The sequence below is a fragment of the Rhodococcus sp. D-46 genome, assembly GCF_011290655.1.
Lineage (GTDB): Bacteria > Actinomycetota > Actinomycetes > Mycobacteriales > Mycobacteriaceae > Rhodococcus_F > Rhodococcus_F qingshengii.
The window spans coordinates 355490-378116 of record NZ_JAANTF010000007.1; the positions used below are offsets into that span (position 1 = coordinate 355490).

General features: G+C 63.3%; 21 protein-coding genes. 16 read left to right on the forward strand and 5 right to left on the reverse strand.

The genetic code is table 11. From position 1 onward, the window contains the following. Positions 1-133: 133 nt before the first annotated feature. The gene (locus G9U53_RS20040; RefSeq protein ID WP_083056934.1) at positions 134-643 is read left to right on the forward strand and encodes a hypothetical protein; all 510 of its coding nucleotides are present in this window, start codon (positions 134-136) and stop codon (positions 641-643) included. 4 nt (positions 644-647) lie between these two features. Here G9U53_RS20040 and G9U53_RS20045 read toward each other — a convergent pair whose 3' ends face one another. Together G9U53_RS20045 and G9U53_RS20050 are read right to left on the reverse strand one after the other, a co-directional pair. Continuing rightward, positions 648-2090, reverse strand: a complete 1443-nt coding sequence (locus tag G9U53_RS20045; protein WP_063315929.1) for a phospholipase D-like domain-containing protein — start codon at positions 2088-2090, stop codon at positions 648-650. After that, positions 2087-3190, reverse strand: a complete 1104-nt coding sequence (locus G9U53_RS20050) for an NAD(P)-binding domain-containing protein (RefSeq protein ID WP_083056939.1) — start codon at positions 3188-3190, stop codon at positions 2087-2089. The genes G9U53_RS20045 and G9U53_RS20050 overlap by 4 nt, the downstream gene beginning before the upstream one ends. Before the next feature lie 112 nt (positions 3191-3302). On the opposite strand from G9U53_RS20050, the gene G9U53_RS20055 reads away from it, so the two are divergent. The 3 genes from G9U53_RS20055 to G9U53_RS20065 all read left to right on the forward strand — a co-directional run bounded on the left by G9U53_RS20055 (position 3303) and on the right by G9U53_RS20065 (position 7793). Beyond that, positions 3303-4034, forward strand: a complete 732-nt coding sequence (locus G9U53_RS20055; protein ID WP_003940192.1) for an enoyl-CoA hydratase — start codon at positions 3303-3305, stop codon at positions 4032-4034. Positions 4035-4096: 62 nt separating this feature from the next. After that, a complete protein-coding gene (locus G9U53_RS20060) occupies positions 4097-5212 on the forward strand; it encodes an MBL fold metallo-hydrolase (protein WP_030534946.1) in 1116 nt (371 codons plus the stop codon). 76 nt (positions 5213-5288) lie between these two features. Next, positions 5289-7793 (forward strand): cation-translocating P-type ATPase, encoded by a 2505-nt coding sequence (locus tag G9U53_RS20065; RefSeq protein ID WP_003940410.1) that lies wholly within the window; start codon positions 5289-5291, stop codon positions 7791-7793. A 6-nt stretch (positions 7794-7799) separates the two neighbouring features. Here the strand turns inward: G9U53_RS20065 and G9U53_RS20070 are convergent, their stop codons facing one another. Further along, entirely contained in the window at positions 7800-8942 is a 1143-nt protein-coding gene (locus G9U53_RS20070; RefSeq protein ID WP_003940053.1) for a GGDEF domain-containing protein, read from the reverse strand. 180 nt (positions 8943-9122) lie between these two features. Between G9U53_RS20070 and G9U53_RS20075 the strand changes: the two genes are divergently transcribed. The 12 genes from G9U53_RS20075 to G9U53_RS20130 all read left to right on the forward strand — a co-directional run bounded on the left by G9U53_RS20075 (position 9123) and on the right by G9U53_RS20130 (position 21332). Continuing rightward, complete coding sequence (locus G9U53_RS20075) at positions 9123-9314, forward strand: antitoxin (protein ID WP_003940164.1); 192 nt, start codon at positions 9123-9125, stop codon at positions 9312-9314. Positions 9315-9435: 121 nt separating this feature from the next. Further along, a complete protein-coding gene (locus G9U53_RS20080; protein ID WP_003939739.1) occupies positions 9436-11082 on the forward strand; it encodes a Na+/H+ antiporter in 1647 nt (548 codons plus the stop codon). 15 nt (positions 11083-11097) lie between these two features. Next, the gene (locus G9U53_RS20085; RefSeq protein WP_030534944.1) at positions 11098-12315 is read left to right on the forward strand and encodes a lipase family protein; all 1218 of its coding nucleotides are present in this window, start codon (positions 11098-11100) and stop codon (positions 12313-12315) included. A 4-nt stretch (positions 12316-12319) separates the two neighbouring features. Continuing rightward, positions 12320-12706: an MmcQ/YjbR family DNA-binding protein gene (locus tag G9U53_RS20090; RefSeq protein WP_165639102.1), complete on the forward strand. Its 387-nt coding sequence runs from the start codon at positions 12320-12322 to the stop codon at positions 12704-12706. After that, on the forward strand, positions 12703-13920 hold the full coding sequence (locus G9U53_RS20095) for a histidine kinase (protein ID WP_165639103.1): 1218 nt from the start codon (positions 12703-12705) through the stop codon (positions 13918-13920). Before G9U53_RS20090 ends, G9U53_RS20095 begins: the two co-directional genes overlap by 4 nt. Before the next feature lie 12 nt (positions 13921-13932). Then, a complete protein-coding gene (locus G9U53_RS20100) occupies positions 13933-14763 on the forward strand; it encodes a LytTR family DNA-binding domain-containing protein (protein WP_202425847.1) in 831 nt (276 codons plus the stop codon). Further along, positions 14760-15131 carry a membrane protein gene (locus G9U53_RS20105; RefSeq protein ID WP_003939880.1) on the forward strand — a complete coding sequence of 124 codons (372 nt, stop codon included), beginning with the start codon at positions 14760-14762 and terminating at the stop codon, positions 15129-15131. The genes G9U53_RS20100 and G9U53_RS20105 overlap by 4 nt, the downstream gene beginning before the upstream one ends. A 10-nt stretch (positions 15132-15141) precedes the next feature. Further along, positions 15142-16893 (forward strand): cation acetate symporter, encoded by a 1752-nt coding sequence (locus tag G9U53_RS20110; RefSeq protein WP_165639104.1) that lies wholly within the window; start codon positions 15142-15144, stop codon positions 16891-16893. 162 nt (positions 16894-17055) lie between these two features. After that, entirely contained in the window at positions 17056-17418 is a 363-nt protein-coding gene (locus tag G9U53_RS20115) for a DUF485 domain-containing protein (RefSeq protein ID WP_003939976.1), read from the forward strand. Continuing rightward, the gene (locus G9U53_RS20120) at positions 17415-19052 is read left to right on the forward strand and encodes a cation acetate symporter (protein ID WP_007727752.1); all 1638 of its coding nucleotides are present in this window, start codon (positions 17415-17417) and stop codon (positions 19050-19052) included. The genes G9U53_RS20115 and G9U53_RS20120 overlap by 4 nt, the downstream gene beginning before the upstream one ends. 73 nt (positions 19053-19125) lie before the next feature. Next, on the forward strand, positions 19126-19557 hold the full coding sequence (locus G9U53_RS20125; protein ID WP_003939735.1) for an SRPBCC family protein: 432 nt from the start codon (positions 19126-19128) through the stop codon (positions 19555-19557). Positions 19558-19676: 119 nt separating this feature from the next. Continuing rightward, complete coding sequence (locus G9U53_RS20130; RefSeq protein ID WP_165639105.1) at positions 19677-21332, forward strand: substrate-binding domain-containing protein; 1656 nt, start codon at positions 19677-19679, stop codon at positions 21330-21332. A gap of 1 nt (position 21333) precedes the next feature. On the opposite strand, the gene G9U53_RS20135 is transcribed toward G9U53_RS20130, so the two are convergent. Together G9U53_RS20135 and G9U53_RS20140 are read right to left on the reverse strand one after the other, a co-directional pair. After that, the gene (locus G9U53_RS20135) at positions 21334-22239 is read right to left on the reverse strand and encodes a transporter substrate-binding domain-containing protein (protein ID WP_165639106.1); all 906 of its coding nucleotides are present in this window, start codon (positions 22237-22239) and stop codon (positions 21334-21336) included. Between the two features lie 65 nt (positions 22240-22304). Further along, positions 22305-22577, reverse strand: a complete 273-nt coding sequence (locus tag G9U53_RS20140; protein WP_050654722.1) for a WhiB family transcriptional regulator — start codon at positions 22575-22577, stop codon at positions 22305-22307. Between the last annotated feature and the right edge of the window lie 50 nt (positions 22578-22627).

A 22627-nucleotide genomic window follows, 5' to 3' on the forward strand; every position in this document is an offset into this window, starting at 1 on the left:
TGCCCGGGAATTCGTGGAATTCACGGCAAGCATCTGGCTCGTGTCCCGACATCGAGGACACGTCCGAACGAGGTGCACACGCATGTCAGAATGTGGAAACCGCACCGATGACCGAATTGAACTTGGAGCCATAGTGAGTGGAACTGCTCGCGACGTGTTGCGCGCGATCGCCGAACTGCTCGCCCCTGACAGCGCTGTTGTCATCGATCGTGTGACTCTCGCGATCGACCAACCGGAACGGTATGTCGAAGTGCAGAACGAGTTGTACTCACAGACGCTCGAGAAGCCACACCCGGAAATGGCGTGGTTTGCTCTCGTCGACGCATTGCACGAACAAGAACGCCTGGTCTGGGTGGACTGGAACGAGGATGCTGCCGAGGTTCTGGGTCAGCTGCGAGTGCTCACGTCGGCGCCGGCGGGATCGTGGGAGTGGGCGGACAGTCTTGTCGTGGCCTTCGATCGAGCTGCTGGACTCGAATCGCTTCTCGCCCGTATCGGCGACAACATCACCGATACGGGCGTTTCACTTGCCTGGCTCGACAGCGACAGCGATACGTTTCTCCTCGCGCTCGTCCCGAGTGTTCACGGTGCAACGCTCGTCGAACTCGCGCTGGCAACCGGGCACTGCGTGCGCGTGTTCTAGAGTCTCAGCGTTTGCCGAGCAGGCGGCGCAATCCTTCGATTCGATCGCTCAGTCTGGGCGGCGTGCGCTCGGGATCCATCAGTGCATTTTCAGCGAGCACGTGGTCTTCGCCGTCGACTGTGTTCCGGTCGAATTCGCGCAGACTGCGAGCGTCGGAGGTCGAGAGAGCGCGAACCGTCGACAACAGTGACTGCTCACCCGACGCGTCGTCGACTTCTTCCTCGGTGACGTCGAGGTGCTCGCTGAGTAGCCGGCGCCTCAATCCGATGATCGAGGCGCGCAACTCGACATCTGCGTCGTCGTCGGATTCGACGGCGATGTCGCACTCGGTGTCGAAGCCCATCGAACGGTTGTTGAGATTCGACGACCCGATTCGCAGGAGCCGATCGTCCATCACGAGAACCTTGGCGTGTACGTAAATAGGTGCGCCAGAAGAGGTCACGGGATAAAACGCACCGAAACGGTCGTGGGTATCGGCCGACCACAGCAAATGCAGCAGGTCGTGGCGTGCCCCGTCCATCGCCTTTTGTTCGAGCCATCCATCGGCATTGCGGGGAATGACCAGAACGATTTCCGGCCCGTCGGCCTCACGTAGACGCGCGGCAATCGCCTCGGCCAGCGTGCGTGATGCGAGGTACTGGCTTTCGATGTACAGCGTGTGTTCGGCGCCGGCGATGGCCGCGAGATACAGCGCCTCGATCTCACGAACCTCCGCGCGCTCGCCGAGTTCCGGCAATGTTCTGGCGACGGCTACGTCGACCACCCGCAAGGTGGGAGCCAAATTGACGGGCCACGGAGTCGCAGTGCTCTTGACCGGTGTCAGATCCTCGCCGGTTGCGGATTTCCAGCGTGCCCGCGCCAATTCGCCGATGGCCGCAGCCGCATTGCCGTCGACCGCCGTGGTTGCGTCATGCCAAGGGCCGTAACGCCTTCCGCTGGGCGTGATTCGATAATCGTTTCGGTCGACGTGATCCGAGGTGTCCCAGCGGTCCACAGTCATGTCGATGCCGCCGCAGAACGCCAGAGCGTCGTCGATGACGATGATTTTCTGATGGTGCGCCGCACCAACCGGGTGGGCGCCGTCGATCTCGAACCGTAGGCGCTCGTCGGTCAGCCAGTTGGACACGAAGACGGGAGTCATGCCGCGGCCGATTGCGGTGAACGCGCCGATGTTCCATTTGAGTACGAGGATTTCGAGGTCGGGTTTCTCGCGGACGAGCCAGCGGAGGAACATTCCCAACCGGTTGGGGCCGTCGAGAGTCTGCTCGCCTGGTTCGAGTTTGATGCGCGTGTCGAAGTCCCAGCCGATCAACATGATTCGCTTTTCAGCTTGCAGCATTGCGGACTTCGCATGATGAAAGTAGTCAGCGGCGTCGACGATGCAGGCAAGATTGTCCGCCGGTTCGATGCGCCAGCAGGTTTCGCCCGGAACAAGGATTCTGTTCATTCGCCGATTCCCAGGTACGCGGTCAGTTCGCGCGCTGCCGCTTGGCCGGCGCGGTTGGCTCCGATCGTCGACGACGACGGTCCGTATCCCACCAGGTGCACGCGAGGGTCGGCTTCGACCTGCGTGGCGAGGCGCCCGGTCATCGGGATTCCGCCACCCGGTCCGCGCAGGTGCAACGGCGCCAGGTGATCGAGTGAGCTACGAAAACCGGTGCACCACAAGATGACATCGGCGTCGGCGACGGTACCGTCGGCCCACTTCACGCCGTTCGGAAGAATTTCGGAGAACATCGGCAGTCGATTCATCACACCACGCTCTCGCGCTGCCCGGATGGCAGGCGTTACCGGGAGGCCGGTCACCGAGACAACGGATCCCGGTGGCAGGCCGCGTCGTACACGATCTTCGACCATGGCAACCGCAGCGCGGCCGATGTCCGGCGTGAACGGCTCGTCGCGGAACTCGGGTTCGCGCCGCGTCACCCAGGTAGTGGTCGTGACGCGTGAGATCTCGTCGAGCAGTTGGACAGCCGAGATCCCGCCGCCGACCACGACGACATGTTTGCCTTCGAACTCGGCAGCGGTTCGATAGTCCTTCGTGTGCAATTGTCGGCCACGGAACGACTCGGCCCCGCGATAGTGGGGGACGAAGGGCCGCTCCCAGGTCCCCGTCGCGTTGATCAAGCCTCGCGTCGCGAATACTCCCCGGTCGGTCTCGATCCGCAGGCGCTCTTCCCTCGGACACACCACTCGCGTGTGTACCGGGCGGTGGACGGGAAGTTCGAATTGCTTTTCGTACAGTTCGAAGTAGTGGGGGACCGCCACCGATGCAGGCACCTGTTCGGCGTCTGTACCGGTGGTTTCCGCGAAGGACATTCCCGGGAGGTCATGGACGCCGTTGACGGTGCTCAGTGTCAGGCTCGGCCAACGGAACTGCCACGCCCCGCCCGGCCCCGACGCATGATCGAGCACCACGAACCCCGATTCGGGCTCGATTCCGAACTTGCGCAGGTAGTACGCGGCGGAGAGTCCGGCCTGTCCGGCGCCGATCACCACCACGTCAACCGGGTGTGGTTGCTGTGCGGCAAGGTCGTCTGTACTCATCGGTAATCTAACCTCCTGATGTACAGAACTTAGCTGCAGAGAAGTATGCGGACGGTATCGGCGCCTCGGAACATCCCTGTGTCGAGCCTTCCAGAAACGAAAGTGAGCGGACATGATCGGGTTCTCCCGTGACGGCAACGTCGTGACCATCGAGTTGCAGCGTCACGAGCGTCGTAATGCGCTCAGCGCGGAACTCTGCATCGCAATACGGGACGCGATGAACGCGGCGGTAGCCGAGCACGCGCACGTCGTCGTCATCACCGGTGAGGGATCGGCGTTCTGTGCAGGCGCGGACCTCTCCGGCGACGTCTACATGGAGGGCTTCACCGATCGCCTGTTCGAGATGCTTCGCTCTATCGACACGGCGCCCATCCCCGTCATCGCTGCCGTCAACGGTCCGGCTATAGGCGCGGGCACGCAACTGGCCATCGCGTCGGATCTTCGCGTCGTGGCGCCGAGCGCTCGCTTCGGAATCCCGGCCGCCACCCTCGGTGTCTCGGTGGACAAGTGGACGATGCGTCGGCTCGCGTCGCTGGTCGGCGGCGGTCCCGCGCGCACCATTTTGCTCGGCATCGAACAGATCGGCGCCGAAGAAGCCTTCACTCGCGGCCTCGCCAACAAAATCGGAACCCTCGACGACGCTCAGGAATGGGCACACCGCATCGCGAATCTCGCACCGCTGTCGTTGCGGCACATGAAGATGGTTCTCAACGACGACGGCACCATGGAGGAGCAGTCTCCCGAGCAGCTCGACGCGCTTCACGCCGCCTGGCTCAGCGAGGACGTCCAGGAAGCCCGCGCTGCCCGCATCGAGAACCGCCCTCCCGTATTCAAGGGTAAGTAAAGCTGGTTGCAGGGAAAACAGGCGCCGGGCACGCAGGGCAGATAGTGGCTACGCTCGTCTGAATGAAGAAGACGACGGTTCTCGGAGTTGCTGCTGTTGCCGCGGCGACGGGGTGGGTGGCGCGAGCCGCATGGGGCATCCCGACGCAGATCGGGGCCTCGCGAAACACGGTGCAACCGTATGCGGCGATGTCCCCGCGATACCGGGACCGCCAGTTCCACAACTCGGAGCCCAGCAGCACACTGGTTCCGGGCACCGATGTCGGAATGTTCAAGTCGATGGCCACGCGAGGGTCGACGGGTCGGCCGCGTCAGCCGATTCCGTTGGCCACTCCGCTGGCACCGGCGGCAGCCGGCGACGCGGCGGTGACGTGGTACGGCCATTCGAGCGTTCTCGTCGAGGTCGACGGCTACCGCGTTCTCGCCGATCCGGTGTGGAGTGAACGCGTATCACCCTCGGCCACAGTAGGTCCCGCACGCATGCACCCCACTCCGGTGGCTTTGACCGAACTGCCTGCAGTGGATGCGATAGTCATCTCTCACGATCACTACGACCATCTCGACATGGCTACGGTCAAGACCCTGACTCGTACACAGACCGCTCCGTTCGTCGTGCCGATCGGTATCGGTGCGCACCTGCGGCACTGGAAGGTGCCCGAGAACCGGATCGTGGAACTGGACTGGGACGAGTCGACCAAGATCGGCGACCTGGTCCTCACGTGCACGGAGGCTCGTCACTTCTCCGGTCGTGGCCTTGTCCGGAACACGACCCAGTGGGCGTCGTGGGTATTCGCCGGGCCGAAGCACCGGGTCTTCTTCGGTGGTGACAGCGGATACACATCACGTTTCGAACAGCTGGGTGAAACCTATGGGCCTTTCGATCTGACGCTTCTCCCCGTCGGTGCGTACGACGTGCGCTGGCCGGACATCCACATGAATCCGGAAGAGGCAGTGCAGACGCACATCGACCTCAACAAGGGCGACGGGTCGCGCGGTGTCTTCGTCCCGATTCACTGGGCGACGTTCAACCTCGCGTTTCACTCGTGGTCGGAGCCGATCATTCGCCTCGACGAGTCGGCTGCAGATGCGGGCACAACAGTGTCGGTCCCGATGCCGGGCGGCAGGATCGACGCGTTGTCACCGACACCGCCGTCGAAGTGGTGGATACCGCTGGGCTGAGCGGCGAAGTGTCGCGGACGTGGTTGCCTGTCGAGTCGCACCCTGATTAGTTGCTCCGGGTGCGTAATCTTTGACCATGGCTCACGAGCACACCAGTTCAGAAGAGACAGCAGTGGCGGTAGCGCCTGAGCGATTGCCGGACGACGTCGACGTCGCCCGCGGTCTGACCGCCGATCAGGTTGCAGCAAGGATCGCGTCGGGACAAACCAACGATGTACCGGACCGGGCGTCCCGCTCGGTCAAGGACATCATTCGCGGCAACGTCTTCACTCGCATCAACGCGATCCTGACCGTGTTGTTGGTGATCGTGCTCGCGACGGGTTCGATCATCGACGGTATGTTCGGACTGCTGATCATCGCGAACAGCGGTATCGGCATCATCCAGGAGATCCGCGCCAAGCGCACGCTCGACGCTCTGGCCATCGTGAGTCAGGCCAAGCCCATGGTCAGGCGTGACGGCGTCGCCGTGGCGATGGCGCCCAAAGATGTTGTGCTCGACGACATTATCGAACTCGGATCCGGTGACCAGATAGTCGTCGACGGTGAGGTGGTCAGTTCGGCTGCACTCGAGGTCGACGAATCGCTGCTCACCGGTGAGGCCGATCCGGTTCACAAGGCGAGTGGCCAGCAAGTGTTGTCGGGCAGTTTTGTTGCCGCGGGCAGCGGTGCATACCGCGCCACCAAGGTCGGCGGCGATGCATACGCGGCCAAGCTGGCCGAAGAGGCGAGCAAGTTCACCCTCGTGCATTCCGAACTGCGCAGCGGCATCGACAAGATCCTGAAGTTCATCACCTACCTGATGATTCCGGCGGGTGCGCTGATCATCTTCAATCAGCTCTTCACGATCGGCCTGCCGATCCGACCGGCACTCAACGGCATGGTGGCAGCTCTGGTTCCGATGGTTCCCGAAGGCCTTGTGCTCATGACGTCCATTGCATTTGCGGTCGGTGTGATCCGGTTGGGCAAGCGCCAGTGCCTCGTTCAGGAGTTGCCGGCGATCGAGGGTCTGGCTCGTGTCGACGTGGTGTGCGCGGACAAGACCGGAACGCTGACCGAGAACGGTATGCGCCTGTCCGAGGTCGACGTCGCACCGGGTGGATCGGGGGAGACTGCGGTCAAGTCCGCGTTGAGCGCGATGGCCGCGTCCGACCCTCGCCCCAACGCGAGTGTCCTGGCGATTCGCGAGTCTCTCTCCGACGACTCCGGGTGGGGCGAAGCGACAGCGGTGGCGCCGTTCTCCTCGGCGAAGAAGTGGAGCGGCCAGTCGTACGGCAGTCACGGCAACTGGGTACTCGGTGCCCCGGACGTGCTGCTCGATCCCGACTCGGAAATGGCCCGCAAGGCCGAGGAAGTGGGTTCGAGCGGACTTCGTGTCCTCATGCTCGGCAGCAGCGACCTCCCCGTCGACGACGCCGACGCCCCTGGCACCGTCACCCCCGAAGCTCTGGTCGTGCTCGAGCAGAAAGTGCGCCCGGACGCCCAGGAGACGTTGGAGTACTTCGCCAGCCAGAAGGTCGCGGTCAAGGTCATTTCCGGCGACAACGCGGTTTCCGTCGGCGCCGTTGCCGGATCCCTCGGACTCGAAGGCGGCGACCGTCCCATCGACGCGCGAGAGCTGCCGAGCGATCAGGAAAAGCTGGCGGACACTCTCGACGGAGCAACGACGTTCGGTCGAGTGCGACCGGATCAGAAGCGGGAAATGGTCGCGGCCTTGCAGTCTCGCGGACATACCGTCGCGATGACCGGTGACGGCGTCAACGACGTGCTCGCCCTCAAGGACGCCGACATCGGAGTCTCGATGGGTTCGGGCAGCCCGGCTACCCGAGCCGTGGCCCAGATCGTGCTGCTGGACAACAAGTTCGCGACGCTCCCGTACGTCGTCGCGGAAGGCCGCCGAGTGATCGGCAACATCGAGCGTGTGTCGAATCTGTTCCTGACCAAGACCGTCTACTCGGTGGTGCTTGCGTTCCTGATCGGCATCACCGGCGTCCTGTCCCAGGTCTTCGACTTCGAACCGCTGCCGTACCCGTTCCTGCCCCGCCACGTCACGATCGCAGCGTGGTTCACGATCGGTATCCCGGCCTTCATCTTGTCTCTGGCACCCAACAACGAGCGCGCGCGAACCGGTTTCGTCTCGCGCGTGATGCGTCTGGCGTTGCCGTCGGGCCTGATCATCGGCATCACCACGTTCATCTCCTACGTATTGGCTTACCAAGGCCCGGACCAGACGGAAACCCAGAAGATCCAGGCCGGAACCAGTGCGCTCATCACGTTGATCATGATCGCCGTGTGGGTTCTGGCCGTCGTGGCTCGGCCGTACGTCTGGTGGAAGCTCGTTCTGATCGGCGGGTCGGTGGCCGGATACCTCATCCTGTTCGCGCTGCCGTTCACCCGCGAGTTCTTCAAACTGGATCCGAGCAACGTCGCTGCGACGACGCTCGCGATCACCCTCGGCGCGATCGGCGTTGTACTCGTGGAACTCTCGTGGTGGATCAGCGCACGCCTGCACGGGGAGAAACGAAAGATGTTCGCGACACCCGACGACCTGCCCGGCGAGCATCACCATGCCCACAGTGAGTGAGTAGTTTCAGCGCCTGAACATCTGCACCCAGGCAATGCGATCGCCGCCCCGCTTCTTGGCTCGGTACATCGCATTGTCTGCGTGCTCGATCAGTTCGTTGACAGCCCGATCCGGTAAGTCCGTCTCGGGACTCAGATAGACACTGACGCCGGTACTGGCGGACACAGGATAGGGATCGGAGTCGGACGAAACCGCCGAATGTATCTCGGTGGCGACCTGCTCGATATCTCCTCGATCGACTCCGCGCAGGACGACGAACTCGTCTCCACCGATTCGAGCCACCACCGCATCGGGGCCGGCGGCAGCGATGAGGCGGTCGGCGACAGCGGTCAACGCGTCGTCGCCCGCGACGTGCCCGTGCGTGTCGTTGAGGTTTTTGAACGAGTCGACGTCGATGAGTAGTGCGATCAGAGCCTGCGTTCGATCACTGCGCAGCAGATGCTGTGCCTCGTCCTGGAGTCCGCGGCGATTGAGTGTCGCGGTGAGGTAGTCCCGGTGGGCGTTGCGTGCGTCGTCGGTCAGGCGCAGCCAGACGATCTGCAGAATCCACGCGGTGGAGAAAACCACACCGGCAACCATCAGATAGAGATTCACGACCACCCAGTCGTCGTTGACCGGCTCGGACATCGCCATGGCAGCGAGCGTCGTGCAGACAGCAAGAGCCCAACCGATGTGGCTGATGGCAACGCGAGGGCTGTGAACTATCGCCGCATAGAAGCCGATCATGATGAACAGGATGCAGCCGATGGTTCCGACGAAAGCGGTGCGTACGGCGAAGAAGAGAGTGACGGCGAGCCACAGGTCGGCCCAGACGACAAAGGCCACGGATTGTCGCCAAGTTGGCCACGATTCGTTACGCGCCCAGCGGTAGCCCGCATAGGCGCCACTGATAGTTCCGAGGGCGAAGATCGACCGCGCCAGGGCGGTGTCGGAACCGAAGCGGCTCAACTGCATGGTCGCCGCGATCAGGGCGAAGAGAAAACACCACACCGCGACTAACTTGCGGCCGGGAACGGTCAGCCCGCGAGTGTCGAGGAATCGGGGGAGCCAGGTGTAATCGGTGCGATCCGACCACCACCGGGACAGCAGTTCACGCGTGGGGTAGGGGTCGCTCCCCGTCCCGCGCAGTCCTGCATTCAAACCGGGCACCTGTCGATGTCGATGGGTGGTCAATCAGCTATTGGCGGGTTAACGCTACCTCGAGTTGCGCACGGCTCGAACGCACGGACCTGCTTTCTGGCGCAGAGGCCGTCGACCTGTGAGAATCGAAGGGCGCGGAGGAACGATTCCGCCGAAGGATGTGCGTCAGCACCGGGAGAGGACACGGACATGGGTTTCTTGGACAACGTCAAGGGATTGGTCGAAAAGGGCCAGGAGCTCGCAGCGGAGAACTCCGACAAGGTTCACGACGCTATCGACAAGGTCGCCGACATCGCCGACGACAAGACCGGCAACAAGTACGGCGATCAGATCGACAAGGCAGCTGAGGCCGCCAAGAAGGCTGTTCCCGAAAAGCAGTAATACCGCATTCGGCATACCGTTTTTCGGTAGCACCGTTGCTCAGGGGCCCGTCACCGAAAAGGTTGCGGGCTTCTGTGCGTCCGCTGGGTGAACTCCCAGGGTCGGCGGGCAGAATGAACGCGTGAACTTCACCTGGATTCTGCTGGTCGTCATTGCCGCCATCGCAGTCACCGGGCTGTCCAATCGACGAAACCTGCAGGCTCCGCTGGTTTTGGTGACGGTAGGTTCGGTCGCATCCTTCATACCCGGTATGCCGCGGCCGGAACTCGATCCCCACGTCATTCTCGGTGTGGTCCTGCCGCCGCTTCTCTACTCGGCCGCTCTGAAATTCTCGGTGGCGACCTTCAAACGCAACTTGGCCCCGATCTTGCGCCTCGGCGTCGGAATGGTGTTGGTGACGGCGTTCGTGGTTGCCTTCTTCGCCGAATGGATGGTGCCCGAGTTCACGATCGGCGCCGCCCTGGTGCTCGGGGCCGTGATCGCGCCGACCGACGCCGTCAGCGCGGTGGCGGTCGGTCAGAAGCTCGGGCTCCCGAAACGGGTGATCGCCATCTTGACGGGCGAGGGGCTCGTCAACGACGCCACCGCGCTCACGCTCTTCACCGTCGCCGTCGCAGCAGTGACCGGAACGCGAATTGCCACCGATTCGCCCCTGTTGTTCTTCGCGTACGAAGTGATCGGCGGCGTTGTCGTCGGCTTGGTGCTCGCGTTTGTCGTCAAGTTCGTTCGTGCCCGCATGTACGACTCTCCACTGGAAACCGGCTTGGGGTTGGTGCTTCCGTTCGCTGCCTACCTGGCCGCCGAAGAACTACACGCGTCCGGTGTTCTGGCCGTTGTGGTCGCTGGTCTGGTGATCGGGCACTATTCGACGGACGCGTCGATCATGACGCGATTGCAGGAGCGCTCGGTGTGGTCGAGCCTGGACACTCTTCTCGAGATGTTCGTCTTCGCATACATGGGGCTCCAGCTGAGCTTTGTGATCGACGATGTTGTCGCCGACGGACTTCCGGTGCTTCACGTGTTCGCGTACGGTCTCGCAGTCCTGGCCGTTGTCATCGTGATTCGGCCGGTGTGGCTGTTCCTGAGCTACTCGCGTGTGCGATTCGGTGTAACCCTGCGCCGTGATCGCGAGAATCAACTGACGTGGAAACAGAATCTGGTGGTCTCGTGGGCTGGAATGCGCGGCGTCGTCACTCTTGCTGCGGCCGGCGGTATCCCGTTTGCACTCTCGTCCGGCGAGCCGTTCCCCGGACGCGGCGTCATCCAGGCGATCGCGTTCATCGTCGCGGTCGGGACATTGCTCATCCAGGGATCTACCTTGCCGTTCATGATCCGTCGCCTCGACGTCGCGGATCCTTACGAGCAGTTGCGCACGCAGGAACAGATGGAGTTGGCCCGCAACATTTCTCGCAAGGCGGGAGAGAAGGCGTTGGCAGACGCGGCCGCGCACCCTCCGCCGGGGATCGACGGGAAGGAACTGCAGGCGATCGTCGAACGCGTACGACGCTCGATGCAGGCGAGGCTTCAACTCCAGGAGGTCGACGAGGACGCCGATCGCGAGGCCGCCTTGTGGAATGCGGGAGCTCTGTTCGACAAGTTCCGGCATCAGTCACTGCGCTCGCAACGAGTTGCGCTGATCGCCGCACGTGACGACGGAGATCTCGACGACGAGGTATTGCGTACCGTATTGGAAGGACTCGACATCGAAGAGGCCGCAGCAGAGGAACGTGTCAGGCGTCGCCGAGCAGGTAGCGGTGCGGGCAAATAGAGGGGAACACTGCGTATGACTGTTCGGAGTTCGAGGGTTCGCGCAGTCTGGGGAGTCGTGGTGGCGAGCGCACTTCTCGTGAGCGTCGGCTGCGGATCGGATGCCTCGCCGGATGTCTCCGTCACCGACACCTCGACCACGACAACCCCGTCGGTCGAGAGCAGTGCGCAACGTGGCGTCGTGTTCGACAGTGAACCCTTCACCAGCACAGCCGAAGTGGCGGCGTCCGGAGCAAGCGCGGTGAAAATCCTGTACGGCTCCACCTCCGGTATCGACGGCCGAGAGACTCAGGTGTCGGGAACGGTGTTCACGCCGCCTGGAACTCCGCCGGAGGGCGGTTGGCCGATCGTCTCCATCGGCCATGGCACGACGGGTATTTCGGACGACTGCGCGCCGTCGGCCTCGCCGACCCTGTTCGGCACGATCGGCCTGGTCGCGCCGTTCCTCGACTCGGGATACGTGGTCGCTGTCTCCGACTTCGAGGGCCTCGGCACTCCGGACCCGCATCCTTACCTGCAACCGGACACCGCGGCGTTCAACGTCATCGACGCGGTTCGAGCGGCGCGCAACGTCGTTCCGGACACCTCGACTCGTTGGGCAACTCTGGGGCTGTCCCAAGGCGGGCAGGCATCCTGGGCAGCAGCCGAGGAAGCCGACACCTACGGCGACGGACTCGAATTCGTCGGTGCAGCAAACCTGTCCCCGGCAGCGGACATCTCGCCGATCATCTCGAGTGATTCCGAGGTGAATCTGTCACTGCCTCAGCAACTGCTGCTGCCCTATGTACTCGAAGGGCTGTCCCTCACCCATCCGGACCTCGAACGAACCGACTACGTGCGCGGCGCATTCGAGCAGAACTACGACCTGCTCACCTCGTGCCTGACCTCTCGGGCGACGGAGAAGTTGGGTCTGGTCGGAAAGGTGACGCCCGCCGACACGCGGCCGGCCACCGCCGAGGATGCGGACCGAATTCACGCGTGGCTCAGCGATGTTGCTCTTCCCCGTCAACGCGCGAGCGGTCCGATGTACGTAGTCGTCGGTACCAACGACAACCTGATCCGTCCGGAATGGACCGAGGCGGCAGTCGAACGCGCCTGCGCCGACGGTGACGTCATCGAATTCCAGGCGCGACCGGGTGAAGGTCATGCGGACGGCGCCGCTGTGCCGGGAGCTGTCGCGTGGGTGAAGGATCGATTTGCAGGTGTTCCGGCACCGAATACCTGCGGGTCGTGAATCGATGACGCCGTTGGAGCGAATCCGCGCTCTTGCACTGGCATTGCCGGAGGCGACCGAGCGGGTCAGCCACGGTGAAGCGTCGTGGTTCGTGCGCAAGGCGCCGCAGTTCGTCACCATGGCAGATCACCACCACGACGATCGCGTCGCGATCTGGGCCGCGGCCCCACCTGGGGCGCAGGCAGATTGGGTCAGTCGTGACCCGTCGAGGTTCTTCGTCCCTCCGTACGTGGGTGGCCGGGGATGGATCGGCGTGTACCTCGACGTTCCGAGTGCCGACGAGACCGAGGACGAGAAATTCTGGAACGACGTAGCCGACGTCGTCGAAGATGCGCACCGCACGGTGGCTCCGAAAACACTGATACGGAAACTGGACGAGGACTCGCGGTGAGTCCGGCCGTGGTCGCGCTTCTCAGCGTGCTGATTCTCGCAGTGGCCGGGGCGCTGACGGCTGTGTGGATGCGCACCAGACGTGAGGTGACCACCCCCACCGAACGTGCCGTCCATGCCGCTCTCCATACGGCTTCGCTTGCCGCGCGGCCACTTCGGCGTGGACTCGACGAGAATTCGGCCGCCGAGGCGGCGCCTCACCTACGTGAGCTGACCGGCGGCTCCGGTCTGGGCCTGGCAGACGCGTCGGGAAACCTGTTGGCGTGGGACGGCCGTCACGAAGCGTTGTCCGAACAATTCCACGACGCCGCCATTCGTGCGATCGCAGGCGAACGCCGGGTACTCGTCACGCACTCGGACCTGGTGCGCGGACCGAGCGATCACCATGTGCGAGCGCTGATCGCTCAGCCCCTGCTGATCGAGGACATCGGCGTGGTCGGCGTACTGGGAATCGTCACCAGCGAGGACCCGTGGCCGGGAATGCTCGGAGCGGTCACCGAGGTGGCACGATATGCCTGCAGTCAGATCGAACTCGCCGACCTCGACGCGTCCAGAGCCCTGTTGGATCGAGCCGAAGTGCGTGCCCTGCGCGCACAGATCAGTCCTCATTTCATCTACAACGCGCTCAACACGGTCGCATCGTTTGTTCGAACCGATCCGGCGCGGGCCAGAGAACTGATCCTCGAGTTCGCGGACTTCACGCGGTACTCGTTCCGATCTGCGGGTGAGTTCACCCTGCTTGCCGACGAGTTGCGCAACATCGATCGTTACCTGACCCTCGAACGCGCGCGATTCGGGGAGGCTCTGAACGTCCGCCTTCAGATAGCACCCGAAGTGCTCAACGTGGTTCTTCCTTTCCTTGCCCTCCAGCCGCTGGTCGAGAACGCGGTTCGTCACGGCATTTCGAGTAAGCCGGAGGGCGGGACCGTGAGCATCGTGGCTGCGGACGAGGGACCGGACTGCATCATCAGCGTCGAGGACGACGGTGTGGGGATGGACCCCGAACTACTGCGCTCCGGTTCGCTCGACGCCATCGAGTCGGGATCGGGGCGACCCAGCGCACGAGAAGCTGCTCACGTCGGTTTGGCCAACGTCGACGACAGACTTCGTGCCGCGTTCGGCAACGACTACGGACTCGTGGTGGAGACAGCGCCGGGTGCCGGTACGAAGGTCAGCATGCGTGTTCCCAAGTTCAAGCAGGGTATTCACGTCTGATTCTCGCCTTCGATGATCAGGCTGAAACCGTCGTGGGAACATGGACCTGTTGTGAACGAGACTGACACTGATGCCCAGCTGACCGTCCTTGCCGTCGACGACGAGAAACCAGCCCTCGACGAGCTGGCCTTCTTGCTGCGCGCCGAGGACTCGGTGGCGCACGTTCACACGGCATCGGATGCGACGACAGCGTTGCGGATACTGCGCGGTGGAAGCATCGACGCGGTGTTTCTCGACATCAACATGCCCGGACTCGACGGTCTCGAACTGGCCGGCATCCTCTCCAATTTCGCGACGCCACCGCCCGTGGTGTTCGTGACAGCGCACGACGATCGAGCGGTTGACGCATTCGATCTCGGCGCCGTCGACTACCTACTCAAACCGCTCCGGGAGGAGCGTCTCGCTCAGGCCGTTCAGCGGATCGTGGGGCTGGCCGGGCGCACCAAGAGTGAGAGCAAACCCGAAGCTGCGCCCACGGACGAGGTGATCCCGGTGGAACTGGGCGGTGTCACGACGCTCGTTCAGCGTTCCTCGGTGGAGTGGGTGGAAGCCGACGGGGACTACGCGCGTTTGCACACCGCTGGAAAGTCGCACCTGGTGCGCATCCCGATCTCGACGCTCGAATCACGCTGGGCCGACGCGGGCTTCTTGCGTGTGCACCGCTCCTACCTGGTATCTCTGGCGCTGGTCACCGGCATCCGAACAGTAGGCAGTGGATTGGTGGTCTGTCTGCGCCCGCACGGTGACAAACCTCCCGTCGAGCTTCCGGTCAGTCGCAGACACACCCGTGAACTCAAGGATCGACTGGTTCGTGCGCCCAAGCAGAGTTGGTTGTCGCGGTGACGTCGCAGTCCGATCCTCCGCAGCGTGAGCGCGTTGTGTTGGCGCAACGTAGTGGCGCACGGATCGTGCGAACACGGGTGGAGGTGCAGGAACAGACCGAAGTCGGTGACGCCATGATCCGCGGTCTCGTTCGCGCGCAGTTGGGACTGGCGATTCGCCTTGCCGTCGTGGCAGCCGGGCTCCTGTGTGCGGTGCCGCTTCTGACGCATCTCTTCCCGACGCTCTCGGAGGTCGCGGTCCTTGGCATCCGGTTGCCCTGGCTCGTGATGGGCGGCGCCGTGTATCCCTTGCTGTTGACGACCGGTTGGGTGTTCGTGCGTCGTGCGGAGCGAAACGAGCAGGACTTCAACGACATCGTGGACGACTGAGCGCGGCACTGTGGGAGGACAACCTATCCCGGTGTTGACGGTGCTCGGCATCGTGGCAGCAGCTGTCGCGACGGTGGCTATCGGAATCTACGGCGTTCGGCTCGCTCGTACCACCTCGGACTTTCTCGTCGCGTCCAGAACCGTCAGTGCGCGGTGGAATGCGACGGCCATCTCCGGCGAGTACCTCTCTGCTGCTTCGTTTCTCGGTGTTGCGGGGCTGGTCGCCAAGTACGGCGCCGACGCACTCTGGTATCCCATCGGCTTCACCGCCGGATACCTCGCCCTGCTGCTGTTCGTCGCAGCGCCGCTTCGGCGTTCCGGTGCGTATACCGTCCCCGATTTCGCCGAGTTCCGTCTCGGCTCACCGCGATTGCGCAAGCTCGCGATGCTCGTGGTCGCGATGGTGTGCATCCTGTACCTGATCCCGCAGTTCCAAGGCGCGGGACTGACGCTCAATATCTTGCTCGGGGTTCCCAGTTGGATCGGCGGCGTAGCGGTCGGGGTCATCGTCATCGCCAACGTCGTCGGCGGCGGGATGCGCTCGATCACCTTCGTTCAGGCCTTCCAGTACTGGCTGAAACTGACTGCCGTCGCGATTCCCGCTGTGGCACTGACCTTCTACTTCTTCGGCGATCACCACGACGTCGGCGCGTCGATGCCGCCGACGGTCACCACTGCGACGACCGTCGACATCACCACCGACGTCGTCGTCCAGGTGTCCGAGCCGGTGACGGTCAGCGGCGGCACAGTCGACGGGCGAGCGGTCGAAGGCACGATGACCCTGGGGCCGGGGGAGCACACTCTCGGTGAAGGCATGTCCATGGTCCTCGACGCGGGAGCCGCCGTCCCTGTCGTCGCCGGAGCGCCCGCGCAGAACTCTGACTGGATCACCCCGGGTTGGGGTTTCGGTGGGCCGCACCCGATGTACCAGGTGTACTCGCTGATGCTCGCGACCTTCCTCGGAACGCTCGGCCTTCCTCATGTTCTCGTCCGGTTCTACACCAACCCCGACGGCCGGGCAGCCCGTCTGACGTCGCTCGCCGTTGTCGGTCTGGTCAGCGTGTTCTACCTGTTTCCGACACTCCTCGGCGTCTTCGCTCGCCTGTACGTTCCGCAACTTCTGATCACCGGCACCTCCGACGCGGCGGTGCTGCTGCTGCCGGGCTCGGTGTTCTCGGGGTGGGGCGGACAACTGCTGGCAGCCCTCGTCGCGTCCGGTGCCATTGCCGCCTTCTTGTCGACGTCATCCGGATTGCTCGTCAGCATCGCGGGCGTCGTCAGTACCGACGTTCTCCGTGGGCGAGTTCGAGACTTCCGTATTGCAGCGCTACTGGCCGGGGTCGTTCCTCTCGTGCTGTCGCTGGCGGTGGTGTCGGTCGACCTCTCGAGAACCGTCGGTTTGGTGTTCGCAGTCGCTGCGTCGACGCTCTGCCCACTGCTCGTATTGGGTATCTGGTGGCGCGGTCTGACTGCCGTCGGCGCGGGGGCGGGGATGGTTGTCGGTGGATGTGTTGCGGGCACTGCCGCTACTGTCGCCGTCCTGGGTGGTTTGTCGGAGGACGTCCTCGGTGGCTGGCCGGCAGCCATTTTCGCGTTCCCGGCCGCGGTGAGCGTGCCGCTGGCGTTCCTCACGATGATCGTCGTGAGCAAGGTGTCGTCGAAGCAGATACCGGCAGATATTGCGCGAATCTTCACGCGGATGCACGCCCCGGAACGGCTCGGAATGGGCTCCGATCGCGAAGGCGATCTCCGCCAACCCTGACTTTCACCGCCCGAACCCTCTGCCGTTGGTCGCGCCTGCCTGACCGTTCGGCGCAGCGCGCGACTGCTCACCGTGTGACTGGCGCCACAGCGTCTTCATGTGACTCCGATCTCACTAACGTCTGTGCGTAGTTCACTTCACACGCGAGGCGAGGAGCCGGCAGTGTCCACAGCAGAAATCAGTGAGGGGTCGCCGCAAGAGCGACGCACCCCGGATGCCCAGGCATTCATAGACATGCAAGCGAGTCCCGAATTCCAGGAACTCCGAACGCGTCTGCGCAAGTTCGTTTTCCCCATCACTGCATTCTTCCTGCTCTGGTATGCGGTGTACGTCGTCCTGGCTACCTATGCCCACGACTTCATGGCCACCAAGGTCCTCGGCAACATCAATCTCGGCATCATCCTCGGCCTCGGGCAATTCGTCACGACCTTCGCCATCACCGCGTGGTACGTGAAGTTCGCCGGTCGTGAGCTCGATCCCCGCTCCGCCGCCATCCGTGAAGAACTGGAAGGTCCCGCACAGTGATCACCACACTCGCCGCGTCCGGAACGGACGTAGGAAACCCAGCCTTCAACATCGCGATCTTCCTCGCTTTCGTCGTCGTGACCATGACGCTGGTGATCCGCGCCAGCCGGACCACCAAGAAGGCGTCCGACTTCTACACCGGTGGTGGGCAGTTCACCGGCCCGCAGAACGGGTTCGCCATCGCCGGTGACTACCTCTCGGCGGCATCGTTCCTCGGTATCGCAGGTGCGATCGCCGTGTACGGCTACGACGGCTTCCTGTACTCCATCGGCTTCCTTGTCGCCTGGTTGGTTGCACTGCTCCTGGTCGCCGAATTGCTCAGGAACACGGGCAGATTCACGATGGCCGACGTGCTGAGCTTCCGACTCAAGCAGCGTCCGGTGCGCATGGCGGCGGCCCTGTCCACTCTGGCCGTTTCCCTCTTCTATCTTCTTGCCCAGATGGCCGGCGCCGGTGGACTTGTCGCGCTGCTGCTCAACATCGACGGCAAGGTGGGACAGTCGATCGTCGTCGCGATCGTGGGTGTGCTGATGATCGTGTACGTCTTGGTCGGCGGCATGAAGGGCACCACCTACGTACAGATGGTCAAGGCAGTTCTGCTGGTTGCCGGAGCCGGAATCATGTTCGTACTCGTTCTGTGGGCAGTGCGCGGCAACTTCTCTCAGTTGCTCGCCAATGCGCAGGACATGGTCAACAGTTCCACCACCAAGGGTGTGCAGGGACGCGACATCCTCGGGCCCGGTGCCAAGTACGGTCTTTCCGGAATGACGAAGCTCGACTTCATCTCTCTCGGAATCGCTTTGGTGCTCGGCACGGCGGGCCTGCCGCACGTGCTGATGCGCTTCTACACGGTGCCCACTGCCAAGGAAGCTCGCCGCTCGGTGACCTGGGCGATCGCGCTGATCGGTGCCTTCTACCTGTTCACACTGGTTCTCGGCTACGGCGCGGCCAGCATGGTCGGACCGGACAAGATCTTGGCAGCGCCTGGTAAGGAGAACGCGGCCGCTCCGCTTCTCGCCTTCGAGCTCGGTGGCACCATCTTCCTCGGCATCATCTCCGCGGTGGCGTTCGCGACCATCCTCGCCGTCGTTGCCGGTCTCGCGATCACTGCTTCGGCGTCGTTCGCTCACGACATCTACGCCAGTGTCATCAAGCGCGGCAACGCAACCGAGGAGCAGCAGGTTCGAGTTTCTCGAATCACCGTCGTGGTCATCGGACTCGTCTCCATCGTTCTCGGCATCATGGCGATGGGGCAGAACATCGCCTTCCTGGTGGCTCTCGCCTTCGCAGTGGCGGCCTCGGCGAACCTGCCCACCCTGCTCTACTCGTTGTTCTGGAAGAAGTTCAACACCACCGGTGCGCTCTTCAGCATCTACGGCGGTTTGATCAGCTGCTTGACGCTGATCGTGTTCTCCCCGGCGGTGTCGGGTAAGCCGTCGTCGATGTTCCCGAACTCCGACTTCGCCTGGTTCCCGCTCTCGAACCCCGGCATCGTCTCGATTCCGCTGGCATTCGTCCTCGGCATCGTCGGTACGTACATCGGACGTAACAAGATCGAAGATCCGGCAAAGCAGGCGGAGATGGAAGTTCGCTCCCTCACCGGCGTCGGCGTCGAAAAGGCTGTCAGCCACTAAGAGGGGCAAAGCCCCGTGCGTCTTTCTGGTACCTCTGGTTACGGAAAAGGCGCACGGGGCTTATTGTTCTGCCATGGCAAAGCTCACAGTGAAAATCGACGTTCCGCTTCCTCCTCAGGAAGTGTGGGACAAGGCGTCCGATCTCAGTGGATACGAAAACTGGCTCGTGGTTCACGACGGATGGCGCAGTGAACTTCCCGAACAACTGGGTGTCGGCACCGAGATCAGCTCGGTCGTGACTGTGAAGGGCCTGCGCAACCGCGTTCGGTGGACCATCAAGAAGTACGACGTCCCGAAGGCGATCTCGCTCAAGGGAGACGGCAAGGGCGGGGTCAAGCTCGGTCTCGAACTCGACGTGAAGGCAAAGGGCGACGGGTCGGAACTCGCGCTGACAGTCGAGTTGGGCGGCGCGCCGTTGTTCGGCCCGATCGGTTCGAGTGTGGCGCGGGCGCTCAAAGGCGATGTGGAGAAGTCGCTGGCCCAGTTTGTCCAGATCTACACCTAGTTGTGGAGATTTCCACATCGAGCTACTTCACCGCTAACATGAGATAGGATTCTTTTCGGCGGGATAAACCGGGCATCGGTTGGTTATTGATGCGGGTCCCGCCGGAAAGGATTCGATCAATGTCGTCTCGTCATGGGTACGGCGCACCACCTGCGTCCATGCCTCGATCCGTGCAGGTTCTGATCGGACTCTTGGCAGTAGTCGCAGTCGGTGGCACCGCAGCATTCGCCGTGACGTTCAAAAGCGTCAGCGACAAGGGAGAACTCGGTGCGAGTGCTGTCACAGCGGCGACGGCAACCAGCTGTGAGAACCCGGAGACCGTGACCGTGGCGGCCGATCCGTCGATCGCCTCGGGACTCGAAGCTGTCGCCGCTGCCATCCCCGCTACGGAACTCGGGTGCAGCTCGCTCAGCGTGACGCCGCAAGATCCCGTGCTCACCGTCGCGGCGATCGCCGACGGTTCGGCGCCCGCACTGTGGATCCCTGATTCGAGCGAATGGTTGGACAAGGTTTCGGCGAGCGGGCAGGAGATTCGCCGGATCAGCAACTCGGTCGCGTCCACCCCTGTTGTCACTGTCTCGGCGCCGGGTAGCGAGGCACCCGCCGCTTGGACGGATGTCCTCGGCGCTCCAGCACTGCACATCGGCGATCCCCTCACCAGTGCCGTCTCCAGCGCACCGATCGTGGCAGCCTTTGCCGAGGCCCAGTCGCGGGGCGGGGACCTCACGTCCATTTCGGCAGCCCTGGTCCCGGTGGCGCAAGCGCAGTACGGAAATCTGAAGGAAACCGGTTCGACCGGACGCATCCAAACCGTGGACGCGGACGGCGGGACCGCGGTGACGACCGAGCAGATCTTCGAGGCTTATCTCGCCGCACATGCGGACAGTCGACTCACCGCGTCGGTACCGTCGTCCGGTTCGGTCTTCATGGACTACCCGATGGCAAGTGTGGGTGCAGACTCGTCGGCGGCGGTCGACGCCGGCAAACTGCTGGCGGCAGCGCTGACATCGGACACCGGGCGCTCCGTACTTGCCGGCCTCGGGTTCCGCGGCGCGGATCAGGCCCCGCCGGTCGCCGGTGGAGTGGGAAAAGTTGGCTCGCTGGTGCCGTCCGATCCGACTGTGGTCGCCAAAGCGCTTGCGCGGTACGAGATTCTGTCCAGGCCTTCCCGTGCACTGGCAGTTGTCGACGTCTCGGGGTCCATGGACTACATGCAGGACGGGGTCACTCGAATGGCCGCGACTGCACAGGCCGGTGACATTGCGATCCGAATGTTTCCCGCCAACGCACAATTGGGTCTCTGGGCATTCTCCGTAGACCTCGGCGAGGGCACGGACTACCGCGAACTCGAACCTGTCGCCCGTATGGATGCAACTGAAGGCGACACGGATCATCGGAGCAAACTGCTGTCTCGGATCGACAGCCTCTCTTCGATCGTCGGCGGCGGAACAGGTTTGTACGACAGCGTTCTCGCCGCGTATCGGTCCATGCAACAGACCTACGATCCGGCCTCGATCAATTCGGTGATTCTACTGACCGACGGTGCGAACGATGATCCGTCGAGTATCTCGCTGCAGGAACTTCTCGACACCCTGACTCGCGAGCAGGACCCGACGCGGCCGGTACCGATCATCACCATCGGTGTCACCGATGACGCCGATACCGATGTGCTCGAGCAGATTTCGGCTCTCACCGGCGGCAACAGCCACTTCGCTCCGACACCGGCAGACATCCCGAAGGTCTTCGTCGGCGCGATCAGTGGGCGCGCCGGCTGAACTACTCGAGGACTGGCGCGTCGGCGCTGTCCGTGATCCATTCGGTTGCGAGTCTCTCGAGGGTGCCGTCGGCGTAGAGCGCATCCACGGCGGCAGAGACGCACGCCGTCAGAGGACTGTTCTTCTCGAGCACGAACCCGAAGAATTCGGTGACCGCGTTGGGCCGCGGAAACTGACCCACGATGACCGACCCGGGCAGTTCGTTCTCGGTGATGTGAAATCCGGTCGGGATGTCGACGACCAATGCGTCGATCTCGCCCGCGGCCAGCGCAGCTTTCGCATCGTCCGTGGTCGCGAACTCGCGTGGCGCAGTGGTCGGAACAATCGTGTCGGTGATCGCCGCGAGGCTGGTGGAACCGGTCTGAGCGCCCAAACGGTAGCCGGCCAGATCCGCAAGATTCTTTGCCTCAGCGGCTTTGCTCCCGCGCGAGGCGATCACCGACTGCGCCACTGCGTAATACGGCGAGCTGAAGTCGACGTTCTCGCGGCGATCCCCGGAAACCGTGAACTGATTGACGTCGAAGTCGAAATCCTTGGGGCCTGGTTTCAGTGCGTCGTTGAAGGCGACCGTGGTGAAGCGAACCTGATCGGCGTTGTACCCGAGTTTGTCGACGACGGCCCGGGCCACCGCCCCCTCGAAGCCCTTGCCGTTGGACGGAGTGTTGTCGACGAACCACGGCGCGTACGCCGGCGAATCGGTGGCGATGGTCAAGACACCGTCTTCGAGGGTGGTCCCGCTCTGGGGTCCGCACTTGTCCACGGCGGTGGTCGAGGGCAGTTTGGTGAATGCCTCGGGAACCGTGGTCGTGGTGTCCGCTGCCGCAGTTGCCTCCGGCTGCGACGAACACGAGCCCAACAAGATCGAGCAAGCGAAGATCGCGGTCACGGCAACAGCGCGTCGTGTCATAGGCACAAGGCCATCTTGCCTGTTTGTCCGGTACGGACGTGACGGGGGTCTCGTGTGAGCGGAGTTCACGCAGCTGAGCGTCGTAGTGCAAGGCGCTCCGACGGTGTCGTCCCACCCCATACTCCGTGTGGTTCAGCGGTGTCGAGTGCAAAGGTCAGGCAGTCCCGAATGACCGGGCAGCGGAAGCACACCTGCTTCGCGGAACTCTCCCGTGCAGCCCGATTGCGTCCGCGCTCTTCACCCGGCGAATAGAACACCGCCGGGTCCACTGTTTTACAGGTGGCGAACATCCGCCAGTTGTTGTCCACCAACGGCTCCACGGAACTGCGAACTGTCATCGTGGTCTCCTCTCCCATCGAGAATCCAGTCTTGCCCGTGGCCTGGCACA